The following is a 23,666-nucleotide window of genomic DNA, read 5'->3' as shown; positions in this document are numbered from 1 at the left end:
CGAAGTAGCTACGATCGAGCTACAGATGCGACGACTGGAGCAGGGAGGCGGCGGGCTCGTCGACAAGCACCGTGACCTCGTTGTGCATCTGCAGCACAGAGGCGGGAACCATGGCACGTACCGGACCTTCGATAAGATCGCGCACGGCCTCGGCTTTTGCTGTGCCGGTGGCGATGAGCAAGATGCGACGCGCCTCCATGATGGTGCCCAGGCCCTGCGTCAAAGCGAAGCGGGGAACGTCGGCGGGATCGTCGAAAAAGCGGGCGTTATCCCGGATGGTTTGCGCCGTAAGCTGAACGACACGCGTGCGTGATGTCAAAGAACCCGTCGGTTCATTAAAGGCGATGTGGCCATTGCTACCGATGCCCAAAATTTGGATGTCGATCCCACCCGCCTCACGGATCGCCGCTTCATACTGCGCAGCGGCGTGTTGTGGGTCGCTAGCGTCGCCTGGCAGGGAGTAAACCAAGTGGTCATCAATGTCGATGTGTGAGGTGAACTCCCGGCGAATCGTCTGATAGTAGGACTGCTCGTGGGTGGGTGCCAGGCCCAGGTATTCGTCGAGAAGAAAGGCGGAGCAACCACGGAAACTTAACTCTGCGCGGCGGTAGCGGTTGGTTAGTTCGGTGTAGGTCGGGTTGGGGGTAGAACCCGTGGCCAAGCCAAGAACAGCTCCAGGGCGTGCGTGAGGCGCGATGAGGTCGGCGGCTGCCACGGCAATTTCGTCTTTCGACGAGTAGATGCGTATGTCCACGGGTGATTCCTCGCTCCTGGTGAGTCAGCAGTTTCGCTGGTGGTCCGGTCCCATTTACTTTAAGGCACGTCTAGAGGCCATAATGAATTTCTGTGAGAACTTCGAAAACGCGCAGCACATGGACCATTCACGGCGACGGTAGACGAGTCAGCCCAGGCGAGGTCGTCGCTGCGCATGAAAGACTTAACTGGCCCCGCACGATAGGCATTGGCATGCAGCATGTTGTGGCCATGTTCGGGGCTACCTTGCTCGTTCCAACTTTGACTGGTTTTCCCGTCAACACCACGTTGCTCTTTTCCGGCCTGGGAACGATCATCTTCCTCGTGCTCACGCGCAACAAGGTGCCGTCCTACCTTGGCTCCTCCTTCGCCTTCATCGCCCCGTTGACGGCCTCGCAAGCCTACGGTGTTGGTGCTCAACTCGCCGGCGTAGTGGTCACTGGCCTGGTGCTCATCGCAGTCGGTTTCATCGTCCAGGCGGCGGGAAGAAAAATCATTGATGCGGTGATGCCGCCAGCGGTCACGGGCGCGATCGTCGCCCTGATCGGCTTTAACCTGGCGCCTACTGCGGTAGACAACTTCCAGGCCCAACCATGGATCGCCACCATCACCTTGGCGTCGATCCTCACCGTCACCGTGATCACCCGCGGGATGGCTTCTCGCCTGAGCATCCTCATCGGAGTCATCGTCGGATGGGTAGCGGCCGCGCTCGGCGGCGGACTTACAGACGACGCCTTCGAAACGATTTCCCAGACCCCGTGGCTCGGTCTGCCGCAGTTCCACACCCCTGAATTTCACCTCTCTGCGGTGTTGGTCACGCTGCCGGTGTTGGTTGTCTTGATCGCGGAAAATGTCGGGCACGTCAAAGCAGTCGGAGAGATGACCGCTACTGACTTGGACGATTACCAGGGCCGAGCACTGATTGGCGATGGAATCGCGACGACGCTGGCTGGGTCTTTCGGCGGCTCCGGCACCACCACCTATGCCGAAAACATTGGTGTGATGGCGGCGACAAAGGTCTACTCCACTGCCGCCTACTGGGTCGCTTCGATCTTCGCGATCGCTTTGGCGTTCATCCCCAAGTTCGGCGCGATTATCTTCACCATCCCGGCGGGTGTGTTGGGAGGGGCATGTTTGGTGCTCTACGGCCTTATCGGGATGCTGGGGGTGCGGATTTGGCAAGATAACCGGGTCGATTTCACCAACCCCGTCAACCTCACTGCTGCGGCCGTGGCAATGATCGCGGGAGTTGGCAATTTGACCTTGACCTTCGGTGCTATCGAGTTGCAAGGCATCGCTTTAGGTTCTGTCGGCATCATTGTGCTCTACCCCTTGATGCGCTTTGCTTACTCATCGATGGGTGAGGGCGGCTACGACGGATTCGCCCGCGCGGGCTCGCAATGATTGGCTACTCGGCGGCGAGCACGACGCGAATGCCGTGGCTTTCGAATTGTTCCACGATGGAGGCAGGCGCGTCCGTGTCGGTGATAAGGACGTCGATGTCGTCAAGGGTGCCAAAGCTGACTAGGTAATCGTTGCCCAGCTTTGAGGAATCGCACAAAACCACAATCCGTTCGGCGTTAGTTACCATCGCTGCTTTAACCGCAGCTTCCTGCGCGTGAGCCGTGGACAAACCGTGGTCGATGGTTAAGGCATTTGTGCCGATGAAGGCGACTTCGGCTGACATCAGGGCGAGGCTGCGCAACGCCGTGTCGCCGACGACGGCCTGGGACAGCGCCCGGACGTTGCCACCGAGGAGTTGGACGTTTGACAATCCCTCAGCGGCAAGCTCAAGTGCCACCGGCAGGGAATTGGTCACGATTGGGTGCGCGTCAATGCCCGGGTGGTCGACGATCAAAGAGGCGAGGGTGCTCAAGGTGGTGCCTGAGTCGAGAAAGATCCGTGCGCCGGGAGTTCGCGGCAGAAAGTCTAAGGCGGCTTTGGCGATGGCGGATTTCGCGCCGGAGGCTGAGCGGTAGCGGGCGTCGAGCGGCACTTCAGTGGTGAGAAAAGCCTGGCTGGCAACGGCTCCGCCGTGGACGCGGTGGATGACGCCAGCCTCGCTGAGGGTGGCAAGGTCCCGGCGGATGGTTTCGGCGGTGACACTGAAGCGTTCGGCAAGGTCAGTTACGTTGACCCGACCCTCCACTGCGGTCAGTGACGCGATTTGTCGTCGTCGTTCGTCGGCGTACATTCCTACCTCCACCCGCCACGGCCGACCTTGTGCGGCCATTTCACACCTGCAGATATTGTTCCAAAGCCGGGGCAAACGTGACCATTTTGCGCCACTGCGGGCCTCGATTCACCCCCGCGCGGGGGACGAAGCGGGCAGCTTCGACCAGGAGGTGTCAAAGTGTGCGGAAAACGGAAATGATGCGCCCCATGATCGTCGCATTGTCGCCTTTAATGGGGGAGAACGCTTCATTGTGCGGCAGAAGCCACACGCCGGAGGAATCGCGGTGGAACTCCTTGACGGTTGCCTCTCCATCTAAAAGTGCGGCGACAAACTCGCCTTCTTCGGCGACGGGCTGGGAACGAACGACGACCCAGTCTCCGTCGAGGATCCCAGCATCTCGCATCGATTCGCCCACGACCTGAAGAATGAACAGTTCTCCATCGCCGAGCAAGTCGCCCGGTAGGGGCAGGTAGTTTTCGACGTTTTCCTCGGCCAGAATTGGTGAGCCCGCGGCGATCTGCCCAACTACGGGGATAAAGCGTGTCGGCGAAGCCCCCTCGAAAGCGTCGTCGGTTGCAGTGTCCTTGACGGTTTTCGGCGAACCGGGGAGGTGGCGCAAATCCACGGCACGGGGCTTGTTCGGGTCGCGCCGCAAAAAGCCCTTCTTCTCCAACTCTTTGAGTTGGTAGGCAACCGAGGAGGTGGATTGTAAACCGGCTGCGTCGCCAATTTCGCGGATGCTGGGCGGGTACCCGCGGAGAACAACTGCGTCCCTGATTACCTCCAGGATGCGGCGCTGGCGGTCGGATAAAACGCTCATATCGAGCGCTGCGGCGTCAATTTTTTTACGAGCCATGGTTCTAAGTCCTCTTTTGCTGAATCTTCGGGGCCTGCCTGGTGCAGCCAAGTTCATCAGCCGCACAACGCGTAGTACAAAAATAGCAGATCTGGCAAACATGTTCGAGGCAATTGTGCGAAAGCTAGACAACTTGTGTGGGGGCTGGTATAACTCGAACATAGCAGCGAGACTCGAACATTCGCGCGAAGAAGTGGCGATGTTGTCGGGTCGGCGTTCTACACTCGCCGTAGAAGATGAAGGAGGAACCATGTCTACAGTCATTCGTCAGCCTCGACCAGCCAGTATGATTAACAGCCCGACAACTGCGACACCGGCCCACGTACAGGTTTGGGACGTATCTACGCGGATTATGGCAGATCGGCAACGGGCTAGTGTGCGAACTCTCGTCTCGCCGCCTCGAACAACCAATCGTACGGTAGCAGTCCCGAGGACCATACCTAACAAGACCATCGAACGGGCAGACGCACAGGACAATATTCGAGGTTCCGTTGTCCTGGGGGCGCTACTCGGAGCCGCACTTATCGTCGGCTCCACCATCGGCGGAGCCTTTTCCGCAGACGCCGGTTCCACGCCTTCCGTCGACACCACACGCGAAGTCCAGTCGGCGCACCTGTGATGCTGACAGGGGGCGAGGCAGTGGAATACAGGTAAACTTTCCGCTGTTCAGGCACAAGGGGAGACAACCCACGAAGTATCGGAGAGGGAGCCACAATGTACTGCCCGTTTTGCCAACACCAACAATCGCGGGTGATGGACTCCCGTGTCATTGATGCAGGGTCCGCCATCCGTCGCCGCCGTGAATGCACAGAATGTGGCGGACGGTTCACCACGGTGGAAAAGGCGATTTTGACCGTGGTTAAGCGAAATGGTGTGAGCGAGCCCTTCGACCGCGACAAACTCATCGTCGGTGTACGCCGCGCCTGCCAAGGCCGCGATGTATCCGATGACGCGCTCAAACGCTTGGCTCAACAAGTGGAGGAGACGGTTCGCAGTCACGGCAGCTCCCAAGTCAACGCTAACGATGTTGGTCTTGCGGTCTTGGAGCCTTTGCGCGCCTTAGACGAGGTGGCTTATTTACGCTTCGCTTCCGTCTATAAGTCCTTTGAATCTGCCGATGATTTCGAATCCGAGATCCGCCTGATGCGTCGGCGCGACCGCGAAGATTTCTAGATGGCAGCCGAAGAATCAGGAAAGCTTGTCAATCATCTTCTCAATGCGCCGTTGACTCACCGGCTTCGCGGTTCCGAGCCGTTGCGCGAAAAGGCTCACTCGCAATTCTTCAATTCGCCACACAATATCTTTGTAAGCGAATGTTTTCTCCCGGCCCTTGGGTAAGCGCTTCAGCTTCGCAGCCAGTTGCGCTCTGACTGAATCAATGACGCCTTGGCGCTCGGCGTCTTTTTCCGGGTCGCGGTTCATATCCTCAAGCCTTTGCTTCATAGCCGCAACATATCGCGGCAGGTGCTGCAAACGCTCCAGCCCGTGAACCGTAATGGCGTGCTGTGGAAGGAAAAACGCCAACTGGGTTCGCATGTCCTCGATTGCCGGGCCTTCCCACTTCTTTAGTTCCGCGGCAATGTTGGCGTACTCAACTAATCCAGGGGCGATGCCGACGACAATGCGTCGCACAGCACCTGGTATCTCCGGCTTAATCGCCTTGACCAAAGCGGCAAACTCCTCGGGGTCGCGCACTGGCCCCCCGTGGGCGAACATGGCGTCTCGCACCGCCGCGACGCGAGCGTCGTTGACCAACCCCTCCGCCCCGCCGTGCGGGTAATGGTCCACCGCCACCTTGTGCCGCAGTGGAAGCCCTTTGGTCATGTGGGCAGCCGACACTGAGATTTCACGCAGAAGGAGAGTTAGCGTGGCGGTGACCATGGATGCTTCGGCGGCGGCCTTTGTCGGGTGGACCGTCACGCGCACACCGTCTGCGGTTGCCTCCAACGCCGGGAAGGCGTCGACAACGTTTCCGTCGATGGTTGTCTCGACGGTTTCGGCGACCGGGCCAAGAGTCTCGGCAGTCCATTTCGCGGCCGCCTTCTTTTCCGAGCGTCGAGATGCCTTCGACACTGAGGAACGAATCTGCCCAGCCTGGCGCTTCCGCAGCTCCGCAAGATTTTTGTCGTGGTCGACGATTTCGCCCCGTTTGTCAATCGCCGCATACGTAACCCGCAGGTGTGCGGGCAAGGCCTCGGGGCGAAAATCGCTTGCGTTGATGCCGCTTGCCCCGAACAAACGCAGGACCTCCGCTAGTTGCTTAACGATGGGAGATTCACGGGGCAGCAATTTCGGCATCGCGCGTTGGGCGAAGTCCGGGGCGGGGACCACTGAGCGTCTTAAAGCTTTCGGCAGTGTGCGGATCAGTTCGGTCACCAACTCCTCGCGCAGACCTAGCACCAGCCAATCAAAGCCTTCGTCAGAGAAACCCGCAAGCAGTGGAACCGGCACCTCGACTGTCAGACCGTCGAAGGCATCGCCGGGCTCAAACTTGTAGCGCAGCTCGTAGTCTATGCTGCCCTGGCGCCACGTCGCAGGAAATGCTTCGGCGGAAGCGTCCGCGGCATCGTCTACCAGCAAATCGGGATTGAAGTTGAGGAAGTCTGCATCTTCTTGGCGTTTGTTTTTCCACCAGGAATCGAAGTGCCTCGCTGTAGTGACGGTGGCCGGCAGCTTCGAGTCGTAGAACTGATAGAGGGTGTCCTTGTCCACGACAAGGCCGCGCCGCCGCAGCTTCTCCTCGATTTCCGCGGCCTCTTTGAGGAGGTTGTCGTTGTGATCGATGAAGGTGTGGTGACGGTTCCAATCCCCCTCGATCAGCGCGTGGCGGATAAACATGCTGCGGGCGGCTTCCGCATCGACGCGGTGGTAGGCAACGAGCCTGTCGCGCACGATCGGCACGCCGTAGAGCAAAGACTTCTGGTGCACCATCGCCGCGGAGCGTTTGCGCGACCAGATCGGATCTGAGTAGCTGTGCTTGAGCAGGTCTTTCGCGGCTCGCTCGACCCATTCCGGCTCGACTTTGGCGACATCGCGCGCCCACAGACGAGAAGTTTCGACGAGTTCGGCCGCCATAAGGAAGGCCGGCGGGCGTTTGGCCAGAGAGGAGCCGGGAAAGACAAGAAAACGTGTGCCACGCGCACCGTGGAATTCGCGGGATTCGCCGTCGCGCACGCCGATGTTGGACAAAAGCCCGGTCAATAAGGACTTGTGGATCGCATCGACATCGCGCTCGCCCGCGAGGTTTTCCGCGCGCGACCAGCCAAGTTGCTTTTCGACGTCCCCAAGCTGGCGCACTAAGTCGTACCACTGCCTGATCCGCATGTAATGCAAAAACTCGGATTTCATACGCTTGCGGAAGCGGTTGCCCGACAATTCATCGCGGGAGAGACGAATGTAGTCCCACAGCTTTAAAGCGGAAAGGAAATCGGAGGTGTTGTCCCGAAAGCGGGCATGGGCCTGGTCTGCTTGGGCCTGAAACTCAAGGGGGCGCTCACGGACATCTTGGATGGTCATAAAGGCCACGATGGCCGTGACGTCGTCAAGAACACCCAATCTGTTTGCCTCAACGAGCATGCGGGCCATCTTCGGGTCGACGGGAATACGGGCGAGGTCGCGCCCGATACTGGTGAGCACAGGGGCGCCGCCGCGTTCCTTGTCGGTGATCGCGCCGAGCTCATGCAGAAGCAAAAGCCCGTCACGGATCGCCTTATTCTCAGGTGGCTGGATAAAAGGAAACTCGTTGATGTCGCCAAGTCGCAGCGAGATCATTTGCAAAATCACACTCGCCAGATTTGTGCGCAAAATTTCCGGGTCCGTGAACTCCGGCCGGGCCTTAAAGTTCTCCTCCGAATACAAACGGATGGCTATGCCGTCAGCGACTCGGCCGGAGCGCCCGGAACGCTGGTTCGCGCTCGCCTGGGAGATCTCCTCAATGGGCAGGCGTTGAACCTTCGTGCGTGTGGAGTAGCGAGAAATGCGCGCCAAACCGGTATCCACCACGTAGTGAATGCCCGGTACCGTCAGCGAAGTTTCGGCGATGTTGGTCGACAAAACAATGCGCCGACCAGAGTGCGGCGAGAAAACGCGGTGCTGCTCCGCGTTGGACAACCGCCCAAACAAAGGAGTGACCTCGACGCCGCGCCACCGTTTTTTCTCCACAGCCTCCATCGTGTCGCGGATATCGCGCTCCGAGGCGAAGAAGCACAAAATGTCGCCCGAGCCTTCGCGCATCAACTCCTCCAGCGCGGCAACCACACCGTCGATCATGTCGACGTCGACCTCTTTTCCCCCGACCGTTTCCACCAGGGGGCGGTAGCGGATCTCCACCGGGTAGGTGCGCCCCGAGACTTCAATGATCGGCGCTGGTGTACCCGCAGAATCGGCAAAGTGCAAAGCGAAGCGTTCCGGGTCGATGGTCGCGGAGGTGATCACCACCTGCAAATCAGGCCGATGAGGCAGGATCCGTTTGAGGTAGCCCAACAAAAAATCAATGTTGAGGCTGCGCTCGTGAGCTTCGTCGATAATGATGGTGTCGTAGGCGTTAAGGAACCTGTCGCGCTGCATCTCGGCAAGCAAAATACCGTCCGTCATGAGCTTGACCGCGCTAGTCGCAGATACTTGATCATCGAAACGAATGGCGTAGCCTACGGACTCTCCGATGTCTTGTCCAAGCTCCTCAGCGATACGCTCTGCGACGGTGCGCGCCGCCAAGCGGCGCGGTTGAGTATGTCCAATTAGACCGCGACGCCCACGGCCCATCTCCAGCAGCATTTTCGGGATCTGGGTGGTTTTGCCCGATCCAGTCTCGCCGGCGATGATGACCACTTGGTTGTCGCGCAGAAGCTCCATAATGTCCTCACGGCGCGAAGAAACCGGCAACTGCTCCGGGTAGGTGATCTCCGGAATCGCCGCGGCTCGGGCCTGCACTGCGGCACAGGCCTCATCAATATCGCGGGCTATTGCACGCAAAGCCTCACCAGCCCGCGCTTTTTTCAAACGGCGGCGGAAACGGCGCACCTCCGATAACGGAACCAAGTCTAAGCGGCCGTAGAGCTCAGAGGACGAAGGGAAATCAGCATGTTCGTTCATAACTGAGCGACCATCTTAGCTTCTCGCCCGCACAGGCAAACCTTCAAGAAAGCATCTCGCGGCCCTTCGCCGCCGCCAATTCATAAGCGCGGGTGACAAGGGCGCCCAGGTCGTTGTATTCCTCAACCCGCGAAGAACTAGAGCGTGACACTACACCCACAGTGCGCTGCGCGACAACCGAAGAATCGAACGAGGCAAGGCCCAAGCCGGGGCGCACACACTCGGTGGCCACCGCGGAAATAGGCACGAGGGTGGAGCCGAAACCCGCCACCACCAACTGCATGATCGTGGTTAAAGAGGACGCACGAGTCGCCGAATCCACAGCAGTTTCCGGAGCAGTGTGGACAAGGCGGCACAAATCGACGATTTGGTCGCGGAGGCAGTGGCCGTCGTCAAGCAAAAGCAAATCGAGCTCATCGAGAACCTTAAGGTTGAGGTCGCGGCGGCCAGCCAGCGAATTGTTTTCGTCGGTGACGATGATGAAGGGCTCGTCGAAAAGCGGCATCTCCATCAGACCTAAAGTCTGCGATGAAAGAGCCAAAACCGCAACGTCTATTTGGCCGTCGCGCAGTTGCTGCACAAGCCGAGGCGTTTGCTCCTCGACGATACGCGGCTTCAGATCAGGAAACTCCTGTCGGCACAAGCGCAAAAAGTCCGGCAGGAGATAAGGCGCGAGCGTAGGAATGATACCGATGCTGAGCGGACCCGCCAGAACCCCAACCGCCCCGCGCGACTGAGCGACGAAAGCATCCGCTGCCTCCAAAGTGGCTTTGGCGTAGGGAAGCAGCTCAGCGCCCGCCGGGGTGACTATGACTTTGCGCGTCGAGCGCTCAATGAGCTGGATGCCCAGCCCCGACTCCAACGCGACCAACGCTTGGGACAGCGACGGCTGGGAGATATTCAGCTTGTTCGCGGCGGTGCCGAAGTGGCGGTTCTCGGCGATAGTGACGAACGTGCGCAGTTGCGCCAGCGTCGGCCGATATTCCTTATTGCTCATGCCTATCACCGTACTTGACGGCGATAGGTGAAGATGCGGAAAACCGCGAATCGAGACCCCGCAACCGCCCCAAGTACCCTCAAAAATTGGTGAACCTACCACGCAACGGGTTGAAAGGCCGCAGGATCGGATCGACTTCTCCAGTTGCAATCTGCTTTGCCAAAAGCTTGCCCGAAACAGGGCCGAGCACGATCCCCCACATACCGTGGCCACCATTGGTAAAAACATTGGGCGCCCTCGTCGCCCCGACCAGCGGTAAGCCGTCGGGGGTAACGGGACGAGAACCAACCCACTCATCTCGGCGGCTGCCCCAGTCGACACCGCGAAACAGCGGCCTGGTGTTGTGAATGATAGATTCCACGCGACGAGGCTGGAAAGACTCATCCGGATGGAGAAACTCCATCGTTCCGGCAACCCGGAAGCGACCGTTATAAGGCGTGCAGGCCACCTTAATATTTGGCAGGTACACTGGGCAGGTCGCCGGGTTGTCAGTCTCAACGCTAAAGGAATACCCACGACCAGCCTGAATTCGGGTGGTCACACCCAAGGGTTTGGCCAACTCCGGCATCCACGCACCGGTGGCTATCACCACCACATCGGCCGACAACGACTCCCCACTGGACAATTCCACGGCAGGCTTGCGGGTCGAGGTAATCCGCACCACTTCCACACCGGTGGAGAACGTGCCGCCGCGATACTCAACAGCGTTGGCGATCGCCTGGCAAAAAGCGTCCGGCTCAATGTAGCGCTGCTTACCCATCTTGTAGATGGTCGTGAGACTATCTGACAACATTGGGGCAAGCTCACGTGCCTCATCGAGGGAAACACGCTCGAAGGGGATCTCCTGTCCGTGACGGATAGTGCCCTCAACTTCGGCCAAAAAGCCCCGCGACTGAGAATCATTTTCAAAGCCAATGATGAAAGGGGCGTGATGTGTCTCAGCCTTGACACCATTGTCGATCAACTCGTCGAAGGCGTGAAGCGATTCCAGATCGGCGGGAGTCAAACTGGCCATGGTCTTATCCCAGGCACGCGAAGTGGCGTGCGCCATGAACTCGGCGACGAACCCCCACAATCTCATATCCACCCGCAGCGGAACGTGCAAGGCGGCGTGGGGGTCAAACAATGCCGTCGGACCATAGGCCCACAAACTTTTGTTAGCCAGCGGGATAGTCTTGCCCGGCGCCAACCACCCAGCATTTCCCCAGGACGAACCCGCAGCAACACCGACGCGATCTATTACCTCAACGTCGAAGCCGTACTCCTGCAGGTGCCAGGCCGTGGACAACCCGGTCATGCCGGCACCAATGACAACAGCGCGAGACATCTTTCCCTCCTGACATACTTTTGATGCCCAACATTCTATCGGGGTAGACGCAAACACGAGACGAACCGAAGCGAGAGAAAAAGGCGCTTAGCGCTGCACGATCTCTAAAGAACTCAAACGCACCTCGCCCGCTTCGTCGGAGGCGTCGAGGTCGACCACACCCGCCAAGCGGAAGGAGTTCTCACCCTCCGGGTCCTTGAAAATCTGGGTGACCTGCCACAGGCGCCCAGACTCGTCGTTAATGCGGAAGAACTCCGGGCCGCGGGCATCCGGGCCGGTGACTAGCTCATCGTATTCGTCGAAGTAATCGTCCATGGCCGCAGGCCAGTCCGGTCGATCCGCCGGCTCCAAGTAGAGGAGCATGGTGTCCAAAGCTTCCTCCTTTTCGAACGCGAACAGTTCCACCATGCGGAAGAAGTAGTTGCGCACCATAACGCGGAAGGCCCGCCGGTTCGCTGTCAGTGCTGTTGGGTCCTCCACCCCGAAAGCGAGTTCTCGATCGAGGGCTTCTTGTGAGATCGGGGAGTTCTCGTCTGCCATGTGCGCCCACTCGTCAATCAGCGAGGAGTCCACTTGGCGGATGAGCTCACCCAACCAAACAATGATGTCCTCAAGTTCCTCGTTGAGGTAAGAATCCGGCACGGAGTGCGACAGGGTACGCCACGCATCAGTGAGGTAGCGCAAAATCACCCCCTCCGACCGTGCCAACCCGTAAGTGGCGATGACATCCGAGAAGGTCATCGCGTGTTCAATCATGTCGCGCACGACCGATTTCGGGCGCAACTCAAACTCGCGGGCCCACGGGTTGCCCTTGGAAAAAGTCTCGAAAGCCTCCTCGAGCTCGTCCTGGAGGGGCATTGGGTGGGAAATGTCCTCAACAACAGCCATGCGTTCGGTGTAGTCAACGCCGTCAGCCTTCAGCGCGGCGATCTTTTCGCTGCGGGCGGCGCTTTGCTGCGCCTGCAACATCTGACGGGGGTCGTCGAGAATCGCCTCGAAGGTGGAAATGACGTCGAGGGTGTAGGTCGACGACTCTGGATCAAGCAGCGTGAGGAAAGCCAAAGCAAAAGGAGACAAAGGTTGGTTGAGAGCGAAGTCCCGGTCAAGCTCTTTGGTCAACGTGTACGGACGCATAGCCGGCGAATCCGGAGTGCGTTCGACGACCTGAGCGTTGACCAAACCGCGGAACAATTCCACGGCCGTGAGAATATCCCGGTTTTGCTTGGCGCGGGTGTCGTGGTTGGTGCGCAGCAGGTGTTTCATGTGCTCGTAGCCGTCGCCAGGCCGAGCGATCACGTTGAGCAACATGGAATTACTCACACGGAACTGGCTGCTCAGCTCCTCCGGCTCGGCGGTGGTCAAACGCTGGAAGGTCTTCTCCGACCAGGAAACCTCCCCGTCACGCGCCGACTTTTTGCGAACCTTTTTCAACTTCTTCGGGTCGTCGCCGGCCCGGCGGCGCAGCTTGGCGTTTTCAATCTCGTGCTCGGGTGCCTCGACGACCACAAACCCCTCGGTATCGTAACCGGCGCGGCCTGCGCGGCCCGCGATTTGGTGAAACTCCCGGGACTTCAAGATGCGCTGGCGGTTGCCGTCAAACTTGGCCAGCCCAGTGAAAAGCACCGTGCGGATGGGAACATTAATGCCCACCCCGAGGGTGTCGGTGCCACAAATGACCTTCAGCAAACCTGCCTGTGAAAGACGCTCAACCAGCCTGCGATACTTGGGAAGCATACCTGCGTGGTGGACACCGATGCCGCGGCGAAGAAGCTTAGACAAAGCTTTCCCGAAGGTGGTGGTGAAGCGGAAATCACCGATCTCTGCGGCGATGCGCTCCTTTTCCTCTTTGGAGATGATGTTGATGCTCGTCAAAGCCTGCGCTCTTTCGCTGGCCTCGCGTTGAGAGAAATGGACCACGTAAATCGGGGCCTTTTTATCAGCAAGCAATTGCTCTATGGTGTCGTGCACAGGGGAGAAGACATACTCGAAATCGAGGGGAACCGGGCGCGTGGACCCGCCAACAAACGTGGTTTTCCTGCCGGTGCGCTTAGTGAGATCCTCCTCAAGCCACTCGGTGTCACCCAGCGTGGCGGACATCAGCAAAAACTGTGCCTTCGGCAGCTCCAATAGGGGCACTTGCCACGCCCACCCACGGTCGGGCTCGGAATAGTAGTGGAACTCGTCCATCACCACCTGATCGACCGAAGAATTACGGCCCTCACGCAGGGCAATGTTAGCCACAATCTCAGCGGTCGCCGCAATGATGGGCGCGTTACCGTTAACTGTGGCATCACCCGTCATCATGCCGACGTTTTCCGCCCCGAAAATCTCACACAGGGCAAAGAACTTCTCGCTAACCAGCGCCTTAATGGGGGCGGTGTAAAAGGAACGCTGCCCGCGCGCCAGGGCGAAGAAGTGGGCGGCGTTTGCCACCATCGACTTTCCCGATCCCGTCGGCGTGGCGAGGATGACGTTGTCACCCGTCAAAAGCGCCAGCGAGGCTTCCTCCTGCGCCGGGTACAGCGATATACCGCGCTGTGCGGTCCACGCGGTGAAAGTGTCCCACACAACCTCATCAAAGAGGCTTTCGGGGACGTCGTCGAGGTCAGGGAGCAAAGCGGCGAGAGTCACGCTACCTACCGTAGCGAAGACCCCCGACATGCCCGGCGCTAATCCTCGCTTGTGTCGGAATCTTCGGCGTCAAAACCTTGAGACTCGGAATCTTCAGAAGCAGGTTCCACGTCGCTGCCGATGTCGTAGTGGCGGCTGAGACGCTCGCTCGTCGATTCGTCGTAAGGCAGGCTCCGAGAGTCGGGCTTCGTGCGGCCCCGGTCCCTGTCACGGTCTTCGATCGCGGCAAGGAAGTTCTCGAAGGCTTCGCCGATTTCCTCACCGGAGGGGGTTTGCGCCTCGCCGGGCATCATGGCGTTGGGATGACGCTCCCGATACTGCTCCATCTCCCGGTCGTAATGCTGCTCAAGTGCAGAGACGACGTGCGAGATTTCTTCGGAGGAAGCAGTTTGCTCTCTGAGCTGCTCCGCGACGCGGCGCATGTCTGCTTCCAGTGCCCGCAAAGGAAAACCGAGTGAGGTGGCGTCGGAAATCGACTGCAGCAGTTGGTATGTCGCCTGCGGGTAGGGCGAGGCCGCTACGTAATGAGGCACGTGGGCGGTGAAACCGGCCACCGACCGGCCCCTGTCGTGCAGCTTGCGCTCGATCATGATTGCGGCCGAGCCCGGCACCGAAAGCATTCCGTCGAAGGTGTACATTTGGCCGACGAGGCTTGGGTCGTTGCCGTGAGCGGAAACAACCAGGGGGCGGGTGTGGGGCGCTCCCATTGGCGCCGCGTAGAGACAAATGGTTTTCTCCACGTCGAACCGCTCCACAAGATCAGCGACTGCGTCGCTAAAAGCTTCCCACCGCAGATCAGGCTCTGGGCCGGAGAGTAACAGGAAGGGAGTGCCATTGGTGTCGCGCAGCACGCGGATGTCCAACTGCAGCGAATCCATCTTCGTGATTTCGTGTTCGGCCATGGTCACCGTCGGGCGGCGGGAGCGGTAGTCGATCAGCTCGTCGTTACTGAAGGTTGCCACAGGATGGGATTCGAGGGCGATTTTCAGATGGTCGGCTGCGGACTCCACAGCGTGGCCTGCGTCGGCGTAGCCCTGCATAGCGACGATGAGGCAAGGGCCTGTCGAACCACTCCTGCGCACGTTGGGAGTTGGGTACTCCAATTCGTACATGTGTCGATCGTGCTGCGACATGTCTCAACCTCCGAAAAACTCGTCCCGCGGGGAGCTTTCCCCACGGCGCGCGGGATCAGCCGCGCACCTTCCCACTGTGCCTGAGTCTGGGCGCAAGGTGCGGATCCGACGCGGGCGGCCATGCGCGCACCTGAAGGAAGGCGATGAATATGTATCCCGTTCAACGGGGTGTGAGCCCTAAACATTCCCACCGGAAAACTCTCATTTTGCCGTGCTTTCTCCGGTGCCGCCACTGGGGTGTGTCTGGCCTGTGGACTAGCGTGCTTTATCCACAGAATTGACGGGGAATGCATCCGTGTGAGGGTTTGTGAAGCCACCTGCTAGGGAACCACGCTGGAGAGCCAAAAGTCCAACTCAGGTATGGATACAAACTATGACACTCATGACAATTTGACCGGACCATCGGAAATTATTGCATCTTTGCCGGGGATTCTTGGATTCTATCCGCAAGAGTCAGTGGTGCTGCTGGGGTTGTGCCCCACTGAAGATTCTTCGCGGGTTGTCTTGGGGCCGGTGTTGCGTGTGGATCTTTCCCACGCCGCCAACCTGTGCGCAGACATCCATCTTTTGCCTCTGGGGGACTGTGTCTTTTTCTTCGCGGTGGTAATCACCAAAATCCCCGACTCACTTTTAGCTACTCAGGCGATAGACGCGCTTTACGAAGCTGGGCGAACGTGCGCTGTGCCCCTTATCAACGCCTGCTGGCACGTCTCCGAGATCTCCACCGGCACGCCCTACAAGGTCATTTTCGGCTCTGAGGTGGGAGTGATCCCGCCGGCGTGGAGACAGGAATGGATTGGCGGAACTGTGTCTTCCGTCATGGCTTCTCCGGCGATGAGGCCGTTGCATGAAAATGGGGCGCTTCCTGAACTGGAGCGAGAAGACACGTTTCGCTTTTTCGACCGGCTGGATCCCGCAAACGAGGAAGAAGCCGAAAACCAAAACTGGCTGCAAAACTTAGCGCAGATGCGCGCCAGCGAAATGTGGAGGCGAATCAAAGGCGGTGACAGAGATCTCAAGCAGGTCGTCGAGGACGTTTGTGCTCTTTTGCACTCTGGTCAACCGCGGCCAATTCTCAGCCCGTGGGATCAAACGCAGCGCGGAGCGCTCAGGGGCGAGGAAGATGAGCTTTTCCAGCTAGCGACTCTGCTTTCCAGAAGCTTGCTTCGCGACGCCCTCATGCACGACGCCTTGCACGCGCCTTTGACTGCGGCGCGGCTTTTTCTCGGCATTGCGAAAACCTACACAGGGCTTATCCGGGCCAATTCATTGTGCTTGTGGGCCATCATCGCGGCGGACAGGGGGCTGACAACATGGGCGGTCGCGGCGCTTGTTTGTGCTCAGGAGGAGGTAGCCGGGCACACTCTTTCGGAAATGCTCGTTACGCTCATCCACTCGGGAAAAGCAAAAGAGTTCCTTGAGTTTGTGCGTGTCGCCCCCCTGGACGTATGGGCTGACCTGAACTAAGTGCAGCTGGGAAAGTTAGTCGAGCTCGCCGCGCGGAGCCCGTGCGTGTGTCGTGAAAGCTGAAACTCCAGTTGGTTGAAGCCGTCCAGCACGTGGCCTCCTTGTGCAAAAAGGTGCGGCCGGTGCTGATGGGGAAGTCTTTTTGCAGCTTCGCCGCCCCCTTAAGGGCTGTGAGGGGCACATCATGGGTGTGTACAACACTCATGTGCCACAGACCAAGCATGAAGCTGTGGGGGAAAACCGCCGGGCACTTCCAGCCACGCCGAGGGCTACTTCACGCCGAGGGCTACTTCACGCCCAGTAGGCACCGGGCTAAGAAACGGCTATTGCGCAAGCATATGTGGGCATGGATGCTATAAAACGCGCCGCCGTCTCGGTTGATGTCGCGGCGTTGATCCGCGAGCGACTCGCTGGCTTTTGTGGCACCCCAACGCTTTAGATCGCCCACCTGGGCCGCGACGGTGCCGTTGACGTGGCGCGCGGACTCCGAGGAGCTGGCACGATCAAGTTCGCACTGCTGAGAAACAAGCAGTTGGGGCGTGCGGGCAGCCCGTGGAATAGCTCCACGTGCTGCCTTTATGTTGAGAAAGGGGCAAAAGATGACAACTACTTCACATCGACACGCAGCGCGTGGGTGAGCTCTGCGCGTACGGTGACGGTGGTGCCGGCCTGGGTGTGAAGGTCGATATCGCCTTCGTTGTCGCCGGCGTGGAGGGTCACGGTGGTCCCGGCGCCGACTCCTGCGTTGTTAAGGGCGCCGAATTGAGCGCGGTCGAGCTGCAAAATCTCGCTCATCTGCACCACAGTCACCTCAACCGGCTCGCTTAAGTCAATGTCGCAGGAGCGCACACCTTGATTTAGCTCGACGGCGCCGGTGACTCCGAGAAGGTCGAGCGCAGGAATTGGGTTGCCGAAAGGGGAGCGGGTCGGGTCATCGAGTACGGCGACAAGGCGCTTTTCTACGTCCTCACTCATGACGTGTTCCCAGCGGCACGCCTCGTCATGGACTTGGTCTAAGTCGAGCTGAAGAATGTCGGTCAAAAGGCGCTCAGCGAGTCTGTGCTTGCGCATCACGGCGGTAGCGCGTTCGCGGCCAGCTTCGGTCAAAGATAGTGAGCGGTCTTCTTCGACGACGATAAGTCCGGCACGTTCCATGCGGGCTACAGTCTGCGACACCGTCGGCCCCGACTGATCCAGCCTCTCCGCGATTCTGGCGCGAAGCGGCACAATTCCTTCTTCCTCCAGTTCATACACGGTCCGGAGATACATCTCAGTTGTGTCTACAAGATCACGCACGCGGGTCATCCTTACCTGTAAAACCGCCGGGCCCGAAAGATAAGGCGTGCCTTCCGAGCGGGGCCAATCAAACGAAACTTAAGAAAAGGCACAGCCTATCGTACTCGAGGTGGAAAACGGAGGCCGTGTTTTGGGCCCGCTGTATGGGCCCAAACGCGACGCCCGGAGAGGGAACTATTTTTAAAGCGCGTAGTCACGAAGACGGTCGGCGCGCTCGCCGACGCGCAACTTGGCCATTACCTCGCGCTCAATTTGGCGCACACGCTCACGCGACAAACCAAATTCGCGCCCAATCTGGTCGAGGGTGCGGGGCACACCGTCGTCGAGGCCGTAGCGCAGGCGGATCACGTCCTGCTCCCGCCGCTCAAGCCCGTTAATGATGTCCTGAATGTCGTCATGGCGCAGGGTGGAGACAACCGCATCCTCCGCGTCCGTGGCCTCAGCATCCTCAATGAAGTCTCCCAGGGGAGCCTCCTCGTCCGCACCCACCGGCATGTCCAAGCTCACCGGGTCGCGGGACTGGCGCAACAACATCTCAATTTTGCTCTCCTCGATGCCGGATTCCTCCGACAGCTCCTCGTTCGTGGGTTCGCGGCCGAGGGATTGGTACATTTCGCGGCGGATGCGCGAGAGCTTGTTTACCTGCTCAACAAGGTGGACGGGCAGGCGGATAGTGCGCGACTGGTCTGCCATTCCGCGGGTAATCGCCTGACGGATCCACCAGGTTGCGTAGGTGGAGAACTTGAAACCTTTGGCGTAATCGAACTTCTCCATTGCACGGATGAGCCCAAGGTTGCCTTCCTGAATCAGGTCGAGCAACGGCATGCCGCGGCCGGTGTAGCGCTTCGCCAACGAAACCACCAGACGCAGGTTCGCCTCCAGGAGGTGGGCGCGGGCCTTGCGGCCTTGTTTGGCTAAAATTTTGTAGTCGCGCTTACGGGCACGGGTAAGTTTAATGTCCGGATCATCAAGAAGGTGTTGGGCGTAAAGACCAACTTCGATCTGTTGAGCTAGCTCAACTTCCTCCTCGGCACTCAGCAGCGCCGTTTTGCCGATGCCATTGAGATAAACACGAACGAGATCCGCGGAGGGATTGTCGTTCGTCTGGTTGCGGCGACTGCCTTGGTCGACCGCCTCCTCGTTGCCGGCTGCCTGTGCCAGATCCGCTTGGGTCATGTAAGCGTGCCTCCTATGCCGATGTGCCTCTAATGCCACAACGCCCCAGCGTCCCACATTGTTCCCGCCCTGTTGAGACGGGGTTTTTAAGCTTCCACGAGGACGGTGAAAGGGCCTTCGTTGACGCTGTGGACCCGCATCATCGCGCCGAAGCGCCCCTGTTGCACCACAATGCCGCGCCCGCGTAAATCGGCGGCGATTTTGTCTATCACCGGTTCCGCCTCAGCCCCGGAAGCGGCCTGCGACCAGGAAGGACGGCGACCTTTCGCGGTGGCCCCCATCAGCGTGAACTGGCTGACCAGTAAAACAGGTGCGCCGGTATCCAACACGGATAGCTCCCCGTCGAGGATGCGAAGCTCGGCAATTTTGCGTGCAACGGTTTGCCAAGCGGTGTCGGAATCGTCGCGGCCGACCCCCACCAAGGCCAAGATGCCGCCGGTGTCGGGGCAATCAATGGCTCCCACAACCTCGCCGTCGACGGTGACGGATGCGCTAGATACTCGGGTTAAAACTGCTTTCATGCGACAAGCTCCGCGATATCTGCCGGGATGACGAGGCCGTGGCGAACAAGATCAACAATCGCCGCGACTGCTGATTCGGCGACGCTGGCATCGTCGCCGGTGGCGTCGGCATGCTCGCGGCCTTCCTGCGACATCGTCCAAAGCTCAACGACATCACGCAGGGCAAGGCCCTGAGGGTGCAAGCCAGACAACAGCGACAAAAGACCTGAATCTACCTCGTGGGTCCACCGGGGACCGTCCATGCGGGTCAAACGGACAACCTTGCGGGTAAATCCCATTCCAGTTTCGCTGTCGGCAACACTAACCTCCTCCACTGCGACAGTTGGGCGAAGCAAAAAACGCGAGTCGAGGATCGACTCCGGCGAAGAATCCCGCAGCCACGCCATGCGTTCGAAAAACTCCGAAACCTCCGGGGCTAGTGGATCGCTAAAGGGGTGAGTGAGATCTTCCGCAGTGACCTCCGTGGTGGCATCGCCGATCTCGCGCAGGAAGATCCACCCAACACCAATCGCGTGGACGTTGTTGTTGCGGAAATGCTCCAGCCACCGCTGCGTCTTGTCAATGCCCTCGCGCGAGCGCGGATCAATCGACTCGTCTTTGAGCCACGTAGCTACGTACATCTCCGGATCCACCACGTCACGCTGCAACACCCAGGCGGAAATGCCCCGCGCTGGGAGCCACGAGGAAACGCGCTGCTGCCAGGAACCGTCGACGGTGTGAACCCAGGCGCCGAGTACGTGGGCTGTCGCACCGGGCGCCAAATGTTTTGGCACTGAGGAGACAACAAGCTCGCTCGCTGCGTCCAAATCCAAACCTGAGTCGCGGTAAACGTGGTCGATTTGGCCTACGCCCACCACGAATGGAGGGTTGGCCACTATTCGGTCAAATTTCTCGCCGGACACGGGCTCAAACCAGGAACCTTCCCGTAGTTCGACATTAGTGATGCAGTGGGAGGCCAAATTCGCGGCGGCAAGTGCTAAAGCCCGGGGATGGATATCGGTGGCCACCACATGGTCGGCGCAGCCAGACTGGGCAATCGCCTGCACTCCTGAACCCGTGCCGAGATCCAGCACTGTGCCCGTGGGGGTGCACGGTGAAGCACTCAACAAAGACAGAGAAGCCGCACCCACCCCGAGGACATGGTCAGCCCCTAAAGTGCGCTGGGTCGTCGAAGCGTCGAGGTCCGACAAGATCAGCCGGTTTTGCCCAGCGATGACGTGAGGGCGCACATCATAGGCAACTTGAAGGTCCCCGGAGGGCAGACGTTGGATAAGGGAAACGTCGAGAAGCGAAAGCACCAGGCGAGAAGACAACACGCTGGCGACAACCTCACCGAGCATCGGTTCGCGCAAGAGGAAAAAACGAATCAGACGCGACAACGTCGAATCGTCCCGGCAGGCCGCAAAGACTGCGCCTGGTTCGCCCCGGTAGAGCGCTTCGCTCGCCTGAGGGCCAAGGTGGGCGGAGATAGCCTCGGAAGTAAAACCCGCTTCCCGCAAAGCGTGCGCGAGCTGGGTGTAGGTTGCGGTGAAATTCTCAGCAGTCACGGGATCCCTTTTTTGCATTATCTGTGGCCGCGCCGCGGGCAAGCAAGCGGCGGGGCCGTCAACGGGGCGGTGAGTTAGTCGTCGTGCTCGATGATAGTGGGCAAGGCCCGCCGCGAGCCCGCGCCGCCCGACTCAAGCTCGCGGCGGCGCTGCATTTCCAGGCGCGTGTGTTCGCGCGCCACCGCCGGCTTGTAGACGTTGCGCGTGCGGGGATCGCGCTTTTCGCCTTGTCCGTTGCCGATCATCACCGCGACCCAGGGCAGCGGCACCGACACCACAAACAGGATCCCTGCCAGCCACCAGTTTGCCCACACCCACGCAAACAGTATGGACAAGAGGATGAAGGGCAAACGCAGAAGCTGAAGCACCATGTAAACACGTTCGCGGCTGCGGATGTTTAGCTCCGGGGAACGTGTTGCGTCGGTGATGAGCTCTGTGTGTCGCCGTCGCAGGCGAAACTTTCGGCCCCGAGGTGAGCTGGGAGATGAGCTGGCCCCGTCTTTGTCCCCCGGCTGGGCATCGACCGGCTGGGCATCGACCGTGCCTAAATCGCCGTTGGTGGGCTCAAACGGCTCAGATGGTGTGCTCATGTTGCACGAGGGTAGCCCGTTGGGAGCGCACCGACTTAAAATCTCGCCCGAATTGGGGCATGATGGGGGACGTGAATACGACGACTAAAACCTTGGAGCGCACTGATCTGCGGGAGGATACCTCGTCAACCAATGACGACGGGACCCCGAAGTTTTTCCACTACGTGAAGAAGGATCAGATCGTCGATTCGGCGATCTCAGGGAAGATGGTCGTTGCCCTATGCGGGGAGACGTTTCCAGTGAAAAAGCAGGCCAAGCCAGGTTCTCCTGTGTGCGCCGATTGTGAGCGGATTTACAAGGGGCTGCGGCGGAAGTGAACCAGCCCACCGTCGGGCCTTCGCTGCGTACTTGGCAGCAGGAGGCCTTTGATTCGTTTATGGCCTCGAAACCGCGCGACTTTCTCGCAGTGGCAACCCCGGGTGCCGGTAAGACGACCTTCGCTCTCACGCTGGCGCGTGCGCTTGTTGATTCCCGCACGGTCCAGCGCATCATCGTCGTCGTGCCGACGGAGCATTTGAAGCACCAGTGGTCGGATGCGGCGAAGCGTTTCGGGTTGTCCCTTGACTCTGCCTTTAGTAATTCCTCGGCCGTCAATCCTGCCTTCGACGGCATAGTGGTCACCTATGCGCAGGTGGGCATGCACCCCTTCAAACACCGCGCGGTGGCTTCGGCGAGGCGCACGTTGGCGATTTTGGACGAGATCCACCACGCGGGTGATGCGAAAAGTTGGGGCGACGGCGTGCGCGAGGCCTACGACGACGTTGAGCATCGCCTTGCCTTGACCGGTACCCCGTTTCGCTCTGACGATTCCGCCATTCCCTTCGTGCGCTACGAGGAAGACGGCGAGGGCCACCTGATTAGCCAAGCCGACTACACCTACGGCTATTCGCACGCGCTTGCCGACGGCGTCGTGCGCCCTGTCGTCTTCCTCGCGTACTCGGGGGAGGCCCAGTGGAAGGACTCGGCGGGCGAGGAGTACTCGGCGCGTCTCGGCGAGCCGCTTAGCCCCGAGCAAACAGCGCGCGCTTGGAAAACTGCTTTAGATCCGAAAGGCGACTGGATTGCCGCAGTGCTTCAGGCGGCGCACACCCGCCTGCTCAAATTACGCGCCCATATTCCGGATGCAGGAGGTTTGGTTATTGCGACCAACAAGACCACTGCCCGCGCCTATGCGCGCCTTTTGGAAAAGATCAGTTCCACACCGGTGACGGTGGTTTTGTCCGACGAAGCTGGAGCCTCTGAGCGCATCGACGAGTTTTCAGCTTCGGACAACGAGTGGATGGTTGCCGTGCGCATGGTTTCGGAGGGCGTCGATGTGCCCCGCCTTGCCGTTGGTGTTTACGCCACATCGGCCTCGACCCCTCTGTTTTTCGCCCAGGCGATCGGGCGTTTCGTGCGCCTGCGCCGCACCGGGGAGTCTGCCTCGGTGTTTTTGCCTTCGGTGCCGGTTCTGCTTCGCCTCGCGGAGGAAATGGAGCTCTCGCGCGATCACGTACTTGGCAAGCCGCACCGCGAGTCGGGCTGGTCCGACGAGCTTTTGGCGCAGGCGAACCGGCAGCACAACGAGCCTGATGAACTTGCGGGTTACGAGACTATCGGCGCTTCCGCCGAGCTTGATTCGTTGATTTTCGATGGCTCCACCTACGGCACCGCCACCACGGCGGGTTCTGTTGAGGAACAGGACTTTTTGGGGTTACCGGGGCTTTTGGACCCCGAGCAGGTGCGCACCTTGTTGCAAAAACGCCAAAGTGATCAACTGGATGCTCGCGAGGCGGAACTAAAGGCTCAAAAGGCCGCGGAGCGCGCCGCGAAAGAAAAAGCGGCAATTTTGGGCACGAGGATCCAGCCGAAACCCGCCTCCCAGGCCGAGGGCGGCTCGAAGGTGGCGGTCGACGAGATTGGGGACTTGCGCCGCGAGCTCAACACCCGCGTGTCGATCGTCGCCGGCAAGACAGGTCGGCCCCACGGGGCGATCCACACCGAGGTGCGAAAGGCCTGCGGCGGGCCACCTACCGCCTTGTGCAGTGCCGAGCAACTGCGTGAGAGGATCGAGTACCTGCGCAGTTGGTAGCAAGTATTGCTCTTAAACGCCCCGTAGGTGTGGA

At 59.6% G+C, this 23,666-nt stretch carries 19 protein-coding genes; 6 read left to right on the top strand and 13 right to left on the bottom strand.

Going from position 1 to position 23,666, the window contains the following annotated elements; all coding sequences use genetic code 11:
* Positions 1-19 precede the first annotated feature (19 nt).
* The gene (gene nagB, locus VLL26_RS04385; RefSeq protein WP_342319894.1) at positions 20-754 is read right to left on the bottom strand and encodes a glucosamine-6-phosphate deaminase; all 735 of its coding nucleotides are present in this window, start codon (positions 752-754) and stop codon (positions 20-22) included.
* Positions 755-846: 92 nt separating this feature from the next.
* Here nagB and VLL26_RS04380 point away from each other — a divergent pair, with 92 nt between their 5' ends.
* On the top strand, positions 847-2,157 hold the full coding sequence (locus tag VLL26_RS04380; protein ID WP_342319893.1) for a uracil-xanthine permease family protein: 1,311 nt from the start codon (positions 847-849) through the stop codon (positions 2,155-2,157).
* 4 nt (positions 2,158-2,161) lie between these two features.
* On the opposite strand, the gene VLL26_RS04375 is transcribed toward VLL26_RS04380, so the two are convergent.
* Both VLL26_RS04375 and lexA read right to left on the bottom strand, forming a co-directional pair.
* Complete coding sequence (locus VLL26_RS04375) at positions 2,162-2,947, bottom strand: DeoR/GlpR family DNA-binding transcription regulator (RefSeq protein WP_342320146.1); 786 nt, start codon at positions 2,945-2,947, stop codon at positions 2,162-2,164.
* Between the two features lie 154 nt (positions 2,948-3,101).
* A complete protein-coding gene (lexA, locus tag VLL26_RS04370; RefSeq protein ID WP_342319892.1) occupies positions 3,102-3,785 on the bottom strand; it encodes a transcriptional repressor LexA in 684 nt (227 codons plus the stop codon).
* Between the two features lie 250 nt (positions 3,786-4,035).
* Here lexA and VLL26_RS04365 point away from each other — a divergent pair, with 250 nt between their 5' ends.
* Both VLL26_RS04365 and nrdR read left to right on the top strand, forming a co-directional pair.
* A complete protein-coding gene (locus VLL26_RS04365; RefSeq protein WP_342319891.1) occupies positions 4,036-4,404 on the top strand; it encodes a hypothetical protein in 369 nt (122 codons plus the stop codon).
* 95 nt (positions 4,405-4,499) lie between these two features.
* Positions 4,500-4,958 carry a transcriptional regulator NrdR gene (nrdR, locus tag VLL26_RS04360; protein WP_342319890.1) on the top strand — a complete coding sequence of 153 codons (459 nt, stop codon included), beginning with the start codon at positions 4,500-4,502 and terminating at the stop codon, positions 4,956-4,958.
* Positions 4,959-4,973: 15 nt separating this feature from the next.
* Here the strand turns inward: nrdR and hrpA are convergent, their stop codons facing one another.
* The 5 genes from hrpA to VLL26_RS04335 all read right to left on the bottom strand — a co-directional run bounded on the left by hrpA (position 4,974) and on the right by VLL26_RS04335 (position 14,964).
* The gene (gene hrpA / locus VLL26_RS04355; RefSeq protein WP_342319889.1) at positions 4,974-8,876 is read right to left on the bottom strand and encodes an ATP-dependent RNA helicase HrpA; all 3,903 of its coding nucleotides are present in this window, start codon (positions 8,874-8,876) and stop codon (positions 4,974-4,976) included.
* 43 nt (positions 8,877-8,919) lie between these two features.
* Positions 8,920-9,873 (bottom strand): LysR substrate-binding domain-containing protein, encoded by a 954-nt coding sequence (locus VLL26_RS04350; RefSeq protein ID WP_342319888.1) that lies wholly within the window; start codon positions 9,871-9,873, stop codon positions 8,920-8,922.
* Positions 9,874-9,952: 79 nt separating this feature from the next.
* Complete coding sequence (locus VLL26_RS04345) at positions 9,953-11,200, bottom strand: NAD(P)/FAD-dependent oxidoreductase (RefSeq protein ID WP_342319887.1); 1,248 nt, start codon at positions 11,198-11,200, stop codon at positions 9,953-9,955.
* A gap of 87 nt (positions 11,201-11,287) precedes the next feature.
* A complete protein-coding gene (locus VLL26_RS04340) occupies positions 11,288-13,861 on the bottom strand; it encodes a DEAD/DEAH box helicase (protein ID WP_425292289.1) in 2,574 nt (857 codons plus the stop codon).
* Between the two features lie 8 nt (positions 13,862-13,869).
* Positions 13,870-14,964 (bottom strand): PAC2 family protein, encoded by a 1,095-nt coding sequence (locus VLL26_RS04335; protein WP_342319885.1) that lies wholly within the window; start codon positions 14,962-14,964, stop codon positions 13,870-13,872.
* Between the two features lie 360 nt (positions 14,965-15,324).
* On the opposite strand from VLL26_RS04335, the gene VLL26_RS04330 reads away from it, so the two are divergent.
* Positions 15,325-16,431, top strand: coding sequence for a DUF4192 domain-containing protein (locus VLL26_RS04330; RefSeq protein WP_342319884.1), 1,107 nt, complete (start codon positions 15,325-15,327; stop codon positions 16,429-16,431).
* A gap of 606 nt (positions 16,432-17,037) precedes the next feature.
* On the opposite strand, the gene VLL26_RS04325 is transcribed toward VLL26_RS04330, so the two are convergent.
* From VLL26_RS04325 to VLL26_RS04305, 5 genes are all read right to left on the bottom strand, one after another.
* Positions 17,038-17,727 carry a metal-dependent transcriptional regulator gene (locus VLL26_RS04325; RefSeq protein WP_342319883.1) on the bottom strand — a complete coding sequence of 230 codons (690 nt, stop codon included), beginning with the start codon at positions 17,725-17,727 and terminating at the stop codon, positions 17,038-17,040.
* A 180-nt stretch (positions 17,728-17,907) separates the two neighbouring features.
* On the bottom strand, positions 17,908-18,903 hold the full coding sequence (locus VLL26_RS04320) for a sigma-70 family RNA polymerase sigma factor (protein WP_342319882.1): 996 nt from the start codon (positions 18,901-18,903) through the stop codon (positions 17,908-17,910).
* Between the two features lie 86 nt (positions 18,904-18,989).
* Positions 18,990-19,424, bottom strand: a complete 435-nt coding sequence (gene dtd, locus VLL26_RS04315; protein ID WP_342319881.1) for a D-aminoacyl-tRNA deacylase — start codon at positions 19,422-19,424, stop codon at positions 18,990-18,992.
* Positions 19,421-20,971, bottom strand: a complete 1,551-nt coding sequence (locus VLL26_RS04310; RefSeq protein ID WP_342319880.1) for a DUF7059 domain-containing protein — start codon at positions 20,969-20,971, stop codon at positions 19,421-19,423. Before VLL26_RS04310 ends, dtd begins: the two co-directional genes overlap by 4 nt.
* A gap of 74 nt (positions 20,972-21,045) precedes the next feature.
* Positions 21,046-21,561 carry a DUF3099 domain-containing protein gene (locus tag VLL26_RS04305; protein ID WP_342319879.1) on the bottom strand — a complete coding sequence of 172 codons (516 nt, stop codon included), beginning with the start codon at positions 21,559-21,561 and terminating at the stop codon, positions 21,046-21,048.
* A gap of 62 nt (positions 21,562-21,623) precedes the next feature.
* Here VLL26_RS04305 and VLL26_RS04300 point away from each other — a divergent pair, with 62 nt between their 5' ends.
* Both VLL26_RS04300 and VLL26_RS04295 read left to right on the top strand, forming a co-directional pair.
* Positions 21,624-21,878 (top strand): DUF3039 domain-containing protein, encoded by a 255-nt coding sequence (locus VLL26_RS04300; protein ID WP_342320145.1) that lies wholly within the window; start codon positions 21,624-21,626, stop codon positions 21,876-21,878.
* A gap of 59 nt (positions 21,879-21,937) precedes the next feature.
* Positions 21,938-23,632 (top strand): DEAD/DEAH box helicase, encoded by a 1,695-nt coding sequence (locus tag VLL26_RS04295; RefSeq protein ID WP_425292300.1) that lies wholly within the window; start codon positions 21,938-21,940, stop codon positions 23,630-23,632.
* Positions 23,633-23,666 lie beyond the last annotated feature (34 nt).

Source organism: Corynebacterium sp. BD556, from assembly GCF_038452275.1.
Taxonomy (GTDB): domain Bacteria; phylum Actinomycetota; class Actinomycetes; order Mycobacteriales; family Mycobacteriaceae; genus Corynebacterium; species Corynebacterium mayonis.
The sequence above is the reverse complement of the archived record's forward strand: the minus strand, read 5'-3'. Positions and strand labels throughout refer to the sequence as shown.

Coding starts and splice junctions, on each gene's coding strand:
- VLL26_RS04375 (WP_342320146.1), bottom strand. CDS start 2,947: ATGTACGCCGACGAACGACGACGACAAATCGCGTCACTGACCGCAGTG.
- lexA (WP_342319892.1), bottom strand. CDS start 3,785: ATGGCTCGTAAAAAAATTGACGCCGCAGCGCTCGATATGAGCGTTTTA.
- VLL26_RS04365 (WP_342319891.1), top strand. CDS start 4,036: ATGTCTACAGTCATTCGTCAGCCTCGACCAGCCAGTATGATTAACAGC.
- nrdR (WP_342319890.1), top strand. CDS start 4,500: ATGTACTGCCCGTTTTGCCAACACCAACAATCGCGGGTGATGGACTCC.
- hrpA (WP_342319889.1), bottom strand. CDS start 8,876: ATGAACGAACATGCTGATTTCCCTTCGTCCTCTGAGCTCTACGGCCGC.
- VLL26_RS04350 (WP_342319888.1), bottom strand. CDS start 9,873: ATGAGCAATAAGGAATATCGGCCGACGCTGGCGCAACTGCGCACGTTC.
- VLL26_RS04345 (WP_342319887.1), bottom strand. CDS start 11,200: ATGTCTCGCGCTGTTGTCATTGGTGCCGGCATGACCGGGTTGTCCACG.
- VLL26_RS04340 (WP_425292289.1), bottom strand. CDS start 13,861: ATGTCGGGGGTCTTCGCTACGGTAGGTAGCGTGACTCTCGCCGCTTTG.
- VLL26_RS04335 (WP_342319885.1), bottom strand. CDS start 14,964: ATGTCGCAGCACGATCGACACATGTACGAATTGGAGTACCCAACTCCC.
- VLL26_RS04330 (WP_342319884.1), top strand. CDS start 15,325: ATGGATACAAACTATGACACTCATGACAATTTGACCGGACCATCGGAA.
- VLL26_RS04320 (WP_342319882.1), bottom strand. CDS start 18,903: ATGACCCAAGCGGATCTGGCACAGGCAGCCGGCAACGAGGAGGCGGTC.
- dtd (WP_342319881.1), bottom strand. CDS start 19,424: ATGAAAGCAGTTTTAACCCGAGTATCTAGCGCATCCGTCACCGTCGAC.
- VLL26_RS04305 (WP_342319879.1), bottom strand. CDS start 21,561: ATGAGCACACCATCTGAGCCGTTTGAGCCCACCAACGGCGATTTAGGC.
- VLL26_RS04300 (WP_342320145.1), top strand. CDS start 21,624: ATGGGGGACGTGAATACGACGACTAAAACCTTGGAGCGCACTGATCTG.
- VLL26_RS04295 (WP_425292300.1), top strand. CDS start 21,938: ATGGCCTCGAAACCGCGCGACTTTCTCGCAGTGGCAACCCCGGGTGCC.